This is a genomic window from Sphingomonas panni, assembly GCF_022664435.1.
Lineage (GTDB): Bacteria > Pseudomonadota > Alphaproteobacteria > Sphingomonadales > Sphingomonadaceae > Sphingomonas > Sphingomonas panni.
The window spans coordinates 140,860-151,584 of the sequence record NZ_JAKREU010000005.1 but is presented as its reverse complement, the minus strand read 5'-3'; the positions used below and the strand labels follow the sequence as shown (position 1 = coordinate 151,584).

Sequence of the window (10,725 nt, the reverse complement as noted above, 5' to 3'; positions counted from 1 at the left end):
TCTCGTCCAAGTTGGCGATACGCCGTCGTCCTGCTAACGTGAGGGGATGACAGAGAACCCTCCCGTACGGCATATCCTCAGCCTCTCAGGTGGAAAGGACAGCACCGCCCTCGCGGTCTACATGCGGGACCGCGTGGAAGGCATGGAGTACATCTTCCACGACACGGGCAAGGAGCTTCCCGATACCATCGAGTACATCGAACGGCTCGAGGCCTATCTCGGGAAGCGGGTGATCCGGACGACCACTCGCGAGGGCTTCGACGACGTCCTGCGTTCGAAGGGCGGCATGCTGCCGTCCAATCGTCGTCGGTGGTGCACCGATCTTCTGAAGCTCAAGCCGTTCGAACAGTACATCGGCGACGAACCCTGCATTAACTACGTCGGCATCCGGGCCGACGAGGACCGCGTGGGCTACATCAGCCACAAGCCGAACCTGAAGGCCGTGTTCCCGTTCCGCGAGGACGGCATCGACTATGCCGGTGTGGTCCGGATCCTAGAGGACGCGGGTCTGGGCCTTCCGCCCTACACCGAATGGGGACGCACCCGTTCCGGCTGCTTCTTCTGCTTCTACCAGCAGAAGATCGAGTGGGTCCGGCTTAAGCAGGCCTATCCGCATCTGTTCGAGGAGGCGAAGGCCTACGAACGGCCGAACCGGGTGAACGGAAAGGTGTTCTACTGGACGGACGAGCCGCTCGCGGACCTGGAGCGTCCGGAGCGCATGGCGGAGATCGAGGAGCGTCACCGACGGGCGCAGGCGACGCGCCGCGACCGTTCAGCCAGACCGTTGGTGGCCGTGCTCGGCGGTCTGGACGTGCCTTCGCCGGTGCGCGAAGGCTGCATGATCTGTCAGCTCTGAGCGTCGGCATGGCTGCTGCCGCCAGGAGGAAGGAGCGGACGCGCCTGAGCCGCGGGGAGGCATGGGTCTCGTTCCTGAGGGGATACGGACCGGTCAACCGCGTCGACGGGATGTACGCGGAGACGATCCGGGACCTTGCCGACGCCTACGGCGTCGATCCTCTGCGGTTCGAGCACCCGGTACTCGATGAGCTGATGGGAACGTTCGGCGCGGCGTCCGGCAGCATGTCGAACGTCGTGCTCACCGGGACGGCCGGGGATGGCAAGACCACGTTGTGCAATGATCTCTGGGCCTCGCTCGGGGGCGACGACCGACGGGCGTCCGGTGAGAACCGCGACGACCATCTCGAACTGGAGGTGGAACGGCACGGTCGAACCGTACGAGTCCATTTCATCTTCGAGTTCAGCGGTTTCGCTCCGCCGGCCGGCGAGGCCTGGCCGCAGGGGAAGCTCGACCTGCTGGAACGGTTCGCAGCCTCCATGCGCGACGACACCGGCGAGTACTTCGTCCTGGCGGTGAACGACGGGAAGCTCGTGCAGGCCTGGGACTCGCTGCCGGATGCACATCCGGCCAAGGCCTTCGGCGCGGTCTTCGAGGAGCTGCTCGCGACCGGTACCCGCGATCTGGCGGGCGTGCGTCTGAAGTTCCTGAACCTCAGCCGGATGCGGACCGCCGACCTGCTGGATAGAGCCCTGAAGGCGTTGCTCGACCGCGAGGAGTGGGACTGCTTCGAGGATGAGGGGAGCGATCCCGCGTTCTCCCGGTCGTCTCCTCTGTGGAGGAACCATGGCGTCCTCGGCGATCCGACTTTCCAGAAGCGGCTGCTCGAACTGGCCGACCTGTGCGACGCCAATGGACTTCACGTGTCGATCCGCGAGGTCCTGATGCTGCTCGTCAACGCGCTGCTCGGCAACGCGGACGTTCGCGAGCACGTCATGCGGGTGGACGACCTGCGGGCTTCCGCGATCTCCGAACGGGGGTGGGAGGCGTCGATCTACCGCAACCTGTTTGGCTTCAACCTTCCGGCGAACCGTCGCGGACAGTTCGCGGTGTTCGGACATCTCGGCAGCTTCCGCGTGGGGCAGGAAACCACGAACCTCCTCGATACGCTGATCGTCTTCGGGGAGGGGCACGATGCGTTGGCGGAGGATCACCGCCTTCTTCTCGGCGACGATCCGGTGTTCGGCGCGACCGAAGGCTTCGCACGCCTGCGGAGCGCGTATGTCAACGGCGACGACGATCGTCAGGACGTGGCGGAGTTCCTCGCTGCGCTCGCCGATGAGCGGCGACGGCTCTTCTTCAGGCTGCCGGAAGGCGATCAGCGGTACGATCCCTGGCGCCTCACGATGTTCCAGACCGCTCAGCGGTACCGCAGCGCCGTTCTGACGCCGTTGCGAGCGGAACGCCCGATCGAACCATCGGTCATCCGGTCGCTGGTCTGCGGTCTGAACCGGATCTGGACCGGCATGCTGGTGGCGGAATGCGATACGCTCTATCTCAGCACCGGGCTCGACTACAGTTCGGCACCGATCAGCGACGTCCTGCTTCTCGAGCTGTCGCTTCGTCGTGGCTGGGCGGGCGGCGGCGTGCAGATCGTGTCGCCGGATGGCATGCTCCCCGTCCTGCGGGTGACGCTGCGTCCGGATCGGGAAGGCATCGACTATCCCCTCCATCTCTTCCGGTTCGAGTTCCTAATGCGGGTCGCGGACGGAGCTCTTCCCGCGAGCTTCTCGAAGGAGTGCAACGAGGACGTGATGGCGTTCAAGAGCCGTCTGCTGACGGAATACCACGCACTGGCCCAGGAGTCGCCGGCGAACGAGCTCACTCTCATCCATCCCGGGCCGGGCAACGTCCTGCAGCCCAAGTCGCTGAACCTTCCGCTATGATTGACCTGACCCCGGCCAACCTCATGGAGGTACGCAGAACCTCCGCGGCCTTCCGCGATGTGTCGATCTGGCTCGAGGAGGCAGTCTTCGGTCACAGGATCTGGTATCGCCAGACGCCTTGGCTGATCTTCCTCGAGTTCCTGAACGTGGCGGAGGCCTTTCACCGCGAAGGGGGGTTCCTCGCGCCGACCATCCCCGGGAGCAGCTATCCGTATTCGCTGCGGTTCCGGATGGGACTGCGGCACGTGCTGTTCAATTCGGGCGACGTGGCACGCATCGCCGCGAGGAACACCGATCACGCGTCGGCCTGGCGCGAATGGCTCGAGGGGATGGAGGACGTGGAGGGCATGCCGCCGAACGGATTCGGCTATCTGCAGGAGCGCTTCCGGGACTTCGGACACTTCGCCAGCCTCGTGGCCCTGGTGCGGCAGACCTCGATCGAGTCGGGTCTGAACAAGCGTTGGTCCTCGCGCTTCATCTTCCCGCTCGGTACGGCCGGGCTGTACTCCGATGCGACTTTCGAACGTGGTCGGGTGACGCGCGACTACACGGTGTTCGGCAGGACAGGAGAACTCGTGTACCTGATGCTCAGCCGTGCGCGGCGGGCGGCGGACCTCCGGAGTCGTTTCGATGGCTTCTTCGACCCAGGTGATCCGAAGCATCGGCTGGTGTCGCTTCTCTGCGCGCCCACGGACGAGCGGCCCGACCGGCCCGAGGGCGGACAGATGTTCCTGCCGTACGTGAGCCATCCTGCGTTCGACCGCCTCGCCGAGGACTGGCTCGCGGTGCTGGACCTCTCCCTTCCGGAACGGGACGCCTTTGCCCATCTCGCACCTCTGGCGGCGTTGCACGTCATGATCTACCAGTTGGAGACCGCTGCGGCCCTCGCGTCCGCGCCGAGACCGACCTTTGTGTGCGAGATGATATCGCCCAGGCGCGAACTCGTGCGTCAGCGGTCCGTCGCGTCGTTCCTCGGCAACGACGCGCTGTTGCGGCGGGGCGTGGGCGCCCATCTGGCGGATCGCTTGGCCCATTGGCTTCCAGGGTTGGATGAGGTCGATCCCGACGAGCGTCTCGAGGAGATGAAGGAGATGCTGAAGGAGAAGTTCGCGTACTCGCCGAAGGAGGCGAACGCGAGGACCATCGAGCAATTGAGAGCCGGTCTCGACGCGGCGGTCGACGCCAAGCTCGATCAGAACGGTGGTCTGGTACATCTCAGCTACGGTCGGAACGTCGGGCTCGTGTCCAGTCGCGGCACGAACCGGAACCGCTACGCCCCGACGGACGCCTTGTTGAAGACGTTCGTCCTGGCGAGGGTGCCGGTCCGGCTCGAGTTCGGGAAGTTCCTCGCCGGCCTGTACGAGTTCTACGGCTTGGTGATCGGTCCCGTGGAGGCGGAACGGGCATTGAATCCCGAGGGCTACGACCTGTCGTCCTTCGAGCGGAACCGCGAGCGGCTGGAAGCGCGGTTGGCGAGCATGGGGCTGCTGAACCGTCTTTCCGACGGCTGCGCGTACGTCGTCAATCCGTTCGCACGTAGAATGGCCCGTCCGTGACGCCGCTCCAACTCATGGGCAGGGTCGCCGCCCGTTCCATGCTGCGTACCCTGGACGAAGGTTCCGGCGATGCCGGCTTCGCCCGCTTCCTCGTCAGCGCGCTGTCGGACGACGAGGTCCTGTCCATCGTCGACGCGGTTCGTTCGGAACCCGAACTGTCGGGACGCATGGAGATCAAGCTGCCGAGGTACCGGTTCGCGGATGCCGGCGTGGACGCGTCGCTGCTGACGGACCTGAACGTGACGGTGCTGCGCCACGAGCGTTGCGAACGCGAAGGCAGGTTGATGGTGCTGACCGACGAGAGCCAGCGGCAGTCGCTTTCGCAGCTCGTGCGGGTGGACGCGGACGCCCTCCTCGACCAGTCGCTGGTGAGGGACTGGATCGCCCAGTCGAACGTCGGAGCAGATCTGGACGAGATGCTGGTGCGCCAGTTCGAAGCCGCGTTTCGTGCGGTCATCCAGATCGACCGGGTGCCGTTGCGCCGCTTCTCGCAGTACGTGGTCGACGTGACCGAGAAGGCGGCTGCGGGGGCGACGCCCGCAAGGGCCCTGGGTTCCTCCCTGATGGCTCTGCGGATCCCCCGATACGACGACCTCTTCGAGGAGATACTGCCGCAGCGTCGTCATCAGACGTCGCAGTGGAAGCAGCGTTATGCCTCGCACTGGCGGAGGGCGAGCTACCTCGCGAAGCGCGACCTGCAGCAGCTGCCCATCGCGAGATCGAGGCTGCGGGAGCGACTGGACGAGAAGAAGGCAGACATGCGCGACGAGGTCGTCGCCGCGCTCGAAGCGTACGTCGATGCTCAGGACGGAGTGAGCGAGGCCTCCATCGCGCCGTTCGATCACGACTGGACGGAACTCAGAAGCTTCTTCGAGGAGGCGGGTCGTCCGGAGCGGGAGTCCCTGGGAAAGCGGACGCTGGCGTTCTACAGTCAGCGGGAACCGGATCTGCTGACGCAGGACGAACTCGCCTACGTCCGGAACTTCGCGCAGCACCGCAGCGTCAAGCCCGAACGGGGTCCCGAGGACGAGGCCTTCTTCGCGTCGCACGGTCGGGAGATGCGCAGCGAGGATCCGCGGCTGGCTGCGTTATGGGAACGGTTCGTGTTCGGTCAGCGCGTGGAGTGCGACGACCTGGTCGATGGCATCGTACAGTGTGTGCGCCGCCTCTACGAACCCTCCGCATCCGGGAGACGCAAGCTCGTCGTCGAAGGCGTTGAGGCCACCCCTGCCTCGTTCCTCGGCCTCAACGACGAGGTGGGCCGCTACTTCGCTACGGCGTATCGGGGGTTGAAGCCGGCATTCGACGGCGTGGTGGAGTTCCGCAGGCTTGAGGCCTTCCGCTACCCGGAGATCGCGAACGACATCGAGGACTGGAGCCGCCGCAACAAGACGTCGACCGCGCGCAAGGCGCGACAGCTGTCGTTCAAGGTCTGGTTGCAGGACGATGAGGCTGGGGAGGGGCAGAAGAGCGTCGAGCTGCTGCTCGTCTGGGAGGCGTCGCTTGCCGCGGTGGGCATGGGACTGACGACGGATCTGTCCAGGCTTCGGACCAACAGGCGGGGAACGCCGCTGGTCCGATGCATGGCCGGTCGTCGCGCAGGCATCGGACGCGGTCGATCCGGCGAGGTCGACCTTCTGGACATGGGAACGCTCGAGCCGACCGCCAGCCGGGACCGCGGAAGCTTCGTGCCCGCGGCCAGCCGCTGCGAGTCCCTGGCATCCGCATGGCGGGACGACCTCGCTTGGCTGATCGGGTCGCAGCTGGTCGCCGCGCCCACGTCCGTGCGAATCCGTGAGCTCTTCCGCGACTTCGAGGACGCCTACCGACGGGCCCTCGAAGACGTCCAGGTCGTCGGCTGGCACGCGGTCAGCATCGCGGACCAGGCGACGGCATACGGCGAGCTGCTGTCCTACGCCCTTTCGGCCAGCGACAGTCCGGAAGCGCTGGAACGCCTGCAGCGGCCCCTTCTCGAGATCGGCGTCGCCCAAGTGGAGCAGGTTCCGGGCCATGAACCGGCCGCTGTCCTGTGTCCATGGCATCCGTTGCGGCTCGCGGCATCGCGGGCGCGCTGGTTGCGGTGCCGGGATCTGATCGCTCCGCTGTTCGCGGGTGGACTCGTGACGTTCACCGACAACGGAGCGCTGTTCTTCAACGAGCTGCGCCGCGATCTGAGCGGCCCGGTGGGAGTGGAAGTTGTGCCGGCCTGGCTCGGCGAGAAGGTCGTGGTGCTATCGACCGTCTCGAGCCACGGCGGATATTCGCTTCATGAGACGCCGGTAGCGATCTTCGGGGGCGGCGGCGCCACGAGCGACGACGTCCGTGCCGAGGCGCGGCAGGTTGCCGAGGTGGTCACGCAGTACCTCCGTCTCCAGCCGCACGAACGCGACAACCTCTCGATCGTTCTCTACAACTGCGATGCCGCGACGCTTCCGAGGGCGGTGGTCGAATGCATCAGGAGCACGGCGAGCGAGGACGGCGAGGCGATGTGTCAGGTCACGCTTCGCCATACGGACGAGGCGAGGCTTCGCGAAGTTTATCAGCAGCTCTCTGTGGGAGACTCCGGCGACGACGTGTCGCACGGATCCGAGGCGACACGGGACTTCATGTCCAGGCTCCGCATATCGATCATGGTGACCCAGGGGCCCACCTCGGCCAGCGACGGACCGCCGTTCGACATCGTGTTCTGTCACGACGTGATATCCCGGCAGGCACGTCTTGCATGGACCGAGACGGAACGGCGGGAGATGCCGTACGACGAGATCATGTCGGCGCACTGGCCTCGCCGCATTCCGGTTCGTCCCGGGGAGCGCGATGCCATCGTGCTGCTGGCCTGTCCCGTCCAGCCTCGCGAGGGCTGGGCGCATCTCGCATCCATGGCGGCGCTGGTGGATGCGGACATGGGTCGTGCGCCGTCGTCGAGACCGCGGGTTCCCGCCCGCATGACCGACGTCCGCTCGGCCCGGACCAAGCTGGTGCTGGACGAGACGCATCGGCTTGGACAATGGGTCGTGAACGTCGATGACCTCCTCGATCGCCGTCAGCTTCTAGACAGCGGCGTCTCGGTGATACGGCACCGCCGTGCCGGTTCCGGCGGTCGCAGCATGATCGTCTCGTCGGCGGCGTCGGACACGCTGCTGCGCGAGACGTTGAAGGCGCGCCTTCGGCACATCGATCCGACCTTTGCGGAGGAGGAGCTTCGAGCACTGGCCGGGAAGCTGATCCATGACGCGAACCTCACGTCGGGTGATCTGGTGCTGCGCGCCGCACGGCGTGGAGCGAACGCGGGCGAACTCATCGGCGTCGTCCTGAGCCGGTTCCTCGTCGAGACCGAACTCGGCGCGGATCGCCGTTCGTCATGGCTGTTCCTGGACGACTATGCGGCCTGGCTCGGGCAGGACGAGCGCAAGATGGCGGATCTCCTGTGCCTGTCGCCGAGATTCGGTCCGGACGGGAGACCGTTCCTCGACGTCGTCGTGACGGAGGCGAAGTTCGTCGCGGCGGCCGGGATGAGTTCCAAGTCGGCCGAGTCCGCACGCCAGCTTCGCGACACCCTGCAGCGTCTGGAGTCGGCTCTGTCACCTGACAGTCCGCCCGCCGACCGCAGGATCTGGCGGGCCCGACTTGCCGAAATGCTGATGGACGGGCTCCGGGGGCAGCCGTCGCAGGATCTGAGCGGCGTGGACTGGGCTGCCGTCCTGCGGGAGGAGGATGGTTGTGGAATCCGGGTCCGGGGATACTCCCACGTGTTCGGTCATGGCGGACCGGACGACGTCGCGGGCGCTGCTGATCTGTTCGTGGGCGTCAAGGACACGGGCGGCGGACAGGAGCGCTATGCTCCCGACAGCCTTCGCGAGATCATCCGGGCCTACGCTGCCGGTGGAGACGCCACGGCCGTCCGCATGCGGGTGCGTGGCGGGCTGGCGTTCGAACCGGACCCCGACGATGGATCCGGTCCGACGAACCCGCGGGAAGAGGATGTGGAAGCGGTCGCTGCGGAGGTGTCGACCGGGGACCCTGCGGGCGACCCACGGGCGGAAGCGGACGAACCTGCCGCTCTGCTCGGGCCGCCCGCGTCGACGGACGGAGAGCCGAGGAACGGGCCGAGCCGCTTCCGAACCCTGCTGGAGACCTACGCCGACGCCCAGCAGGCTCAGGCCGCCCCCGACGGATGGCTGGACGAGGTGGCGGGTCGGTGCCGGAACGCGCTCCTCCGGTACGGCCTGTCGGCCAACCTCGTCGGCTCCGTTCTCACGCCGAACTCGGCGCTCCTGAGGTTCCAGGGCAGCGACAAGCTAACCGTCGCGAAGGTGGAGAACCGGATCGTCGAACTGAAGACCACGCATGGTCTCGAGGTTCTCAACGTCTTGGCGCAACCGGGACTGGTCGTGATTGTGATCAGGCGTCCCGACCGTGCGCGCGTCCTGCTTGCCGGAGCTTGGAAGGACTGGCGGCCCGAACCGGATCTAGCGAACAACAGATTGATGATCGCCGTGCGCGAGGACGACGGTGCGCCGCTCTTCCTCGAGCCCCAGCCGGCGCCCCACACGCTGGTGGCGGGGAGCACCGGGAGCGGAAAGTCGGTGCTTGTGCAGAACATCATCCTCGGCATCGCCGCGACCAACACGCCCCTCCAGGCGAAGCTGATACTGATAGATCCGAAGGCCGGCGTTGACTACTTCGCGTTCGAGGATCTGCCCCATCTCGACGGCGGGATAATCGATCAGCCGGACGTGGCACTCGACCGTCTGCGTGAACTGGTGGTCGAGATGGATCGTCGCTACCAGCTGTTCCGGACGATGAGGACGAGCAATCTGACCGGCTACAACTCCAGGGCGGACGATCCCCTTCCGACTATCTGGCTCGTGCACGACGAGTTCGCGGACTGGATGCAGATCGACAGCTACCGGGCGGAGGTGGAAACGGCCGTCAGCCGGCTGGGCGTGAAGGCGCGTGCCGCCGGCATCTATCTGATATTCGCGGCGCAGAGGCCCGACAATACCGTCTTCCCGATGCAGCTTCGCAGCAATCTTGGGAACCGACTTGTGCTGCGGGTCGATAGCGCGGGAACGTCGGACCTCTCGCTCGGCGTGAAGGGCGGCGGTGCGGAACGATTGCTCGGTCAGGGCCATATGGTGGCGTTGACGGGGGGCGACGCGTCGCCGCAGTTCGCTCAGGTCCCCTATATCGACGAAATGGAACTAGCAGAGCTCGTCAAGGCGATCGCCGAGGATAGCCGCATCGGGGGTGACGCATGATGGCGGCGTATCTGGACTGCAACGCCACCACTCCCCTGGCTCCGGGCGTTCTGGACGCCATGCTGCCGTACTTCGACGAGGCGTTCTTCAACTCGTCGTCGGCCGCGGCGGCGATCCTCCTGAACGACGATCCCGTCCGCGGGGCGAGGATCGAAGCGGCCAAGCTGCTCGGATCCCGCGACTTCGCGGAGGACATCACACTTACGTCAGGTGCGTCCGAAGCCAACAGCTGGGTCATGTCGGCATTCGCTCGTCCCGGGGTCCACGTGGTGTTGAGTCGGATGGAGCATCCGTCGTTGGTCAGAGCGGCCCGCCATGCGGAACGTTCGGGTGCCGTGGTAAGCTGGATCGGTTCGGATTCCGATGGCGTCGTCTCTGCGGAGGGGCTGCTGGATGCGTTGCGACCGGAGACCGCGCTCGTGTCCGTCATGCTGGCGAACAACGAGACTGGCGTCATTCAACCGGTCCGCGATCTCGCCCGTGCCGTTCGGGAACGGTGCGGAGCCTTGTTCCATACGGACGCCACGCAGATGGTCGGACGATTGCCAGTGGATCTGATGGACGATCTGGCGGAGGTCGACCTGGTGTCTTTCTCTGCCCACAAGTTCCATGGACCCAAGGGCATTGGCGCGCTATTCGCTCGTCCCGGCATCGCGCTGCCGCCGATAGTGCACGGCGAACAGGAGGGCGGACGCCGAGGAGGAACCTACAACACTCCTGCCGCTGCCGGTCTCGCTGAGGCCGCAAGGGTCTCCTCGTCCAGAATTACGGCTGCCGCGGAACTGATACGCGGCCGCCGCAACGGGTTGGAGACGGCGCTGCTCGGTCTGCACGCCGGCTGGCGGGTGAACGGGGCGAGGGCCCCTCGACTTCCGAACACGATCTCGCTGACGATGCCCGGGGTGGACGCCGACGATCTGGTCGATCGCCTCGCACAGGCGGGCGTTTGCATATCGACGGGTTCCGCGTGCAGCTCGGGCGCCGAAGCTGCTTCGGCGACGCTGGTCGCGATGGGGCTGAGCGAGGCCGATGCGAGATCGACCATCCGCATCAGTCTGTCGGCCTACACCACCGATGACGAACTCGCGTTCTTTGAAGAACGGTTTCGCGCTTCGATGGCCGACATGGGGGGCATCGTCTTATGAGACGGGAGCCGTGCGACGGCATGG

At 66.0% G+C, this 10,725-nt stretch carries 5 protein-coding genes; all 5 read left to right on the top strand.

Annotated features, from left to right (window positions below; translation table 11 throughout):
- The first annotated feature begins 46 nt into the window (after window positions 1–46).
- Genes MF609_RS11460 through MF609_RS11440 form a run of 5 tightly spaced genes read left to right on the top strand, consistent with a single transcriptional unit; the run spans window position 47 to window position 10,701 of the window.
- Window positions 47–856, top strand: coding sequence for a phosphoadenosine phosphosulfate reductase family protein (locus MF609_RS11460; protein WP_242416446.1), 810 nt, complete (start codon window positions 47–49; stop codon window positions 854–856).
- An 8-nt stretch (window positions 857–864) separates the two neighbouring features.
- On the top strand, window positions 865–2,742 hold the full coding sequence (locus MF609_RS11455; RefSeq protein ID WP_242416445.1) for a hypothetical protein: 1,878 nt from the start codon (window positions 865–867) through the stop codon (window positions 2,740–2,742).
- Window positions 2,739–4,298 carry a hypothetical protein gene (locus MF609_RS11450; RefSeq protein ID WP_242416444.1) on the top strand — a complete coding sequence of 520 codons (1,560 nt, stop codon included), beginning with the start codon at window positions 2,739–2,741 and terminating at the stop codon, window positions 4,296–4,298. Before MF609_RS11455 ends, MF609_RS11450 begins: the two co-directional genes overlap by 4 nt.
- A 38-nt stretch (window positions 4,299–4,336) precedes the next feature.
- Complete coding sequence (locus MF609_RS11445) at window positions 4,337–9,556, top strand: FtsK/SpoIIIE domain-containing protein (protein WP_242416443.1); 5,220 nt, start codon at window positions 4,337–4,339, stop codon at window positions 9,554–9,556.
- On the top strand, window positions 9,553–10,701 hold the full coding sequence (locus MF609_RS11440) for a cysteine desulfurase family protein (RefSeq protein WP_242416442.1): 1,149 nt from the start codon (window positions 9,553–9,555) through the stop codon (window positions 10,699–10,701). The genes MF609_RS11445 and MF609_RS11440 overlap by 4 nt, the downstream gene beginning before the upstream one ends.
- Window positions 10,702–10,725: the final 24 nt, after the last annotated feature.

Bases quoted from the DNA above. Each gene is read 5' to 3' on its own strand.
- MF609_RS11455 (WP_242416445.1), top strand. From the start codon at position 865: ATGGCTGCTGCCGCCAGGAGGAAGGAGCGGACGCGCCTGAGCCGCGGG.
- MF609_RS11460 (WP_242416446.1), top strand. From the start codon at position 47: ATGACAGAGAACCCTCCCGTACGGCATATCCTCAGCCTCTCAGGTGGA.
- MF609_RS11440 (WP_242416442.1), top strand. From the start codon at position 9,553: ATGATGGCGGCGTATCTGGACTGCAACGCCACCACTCCCCTGGCTCCG.
- MF609_RS11445 (WP_242416443.1), top strand. From the start codon at position 4,337: ATGCTGCGTACCCTGGACGAAGGTTCCGGCGATGCCGGCTTCGCCCGC.
- MF609_RS11450 (WP_242416444.1), top strand. From the start codon at position 2,739: ATGATTGACCTGACCCCGGCCAACCTCATGGAGGTACGCAGAACCTCC.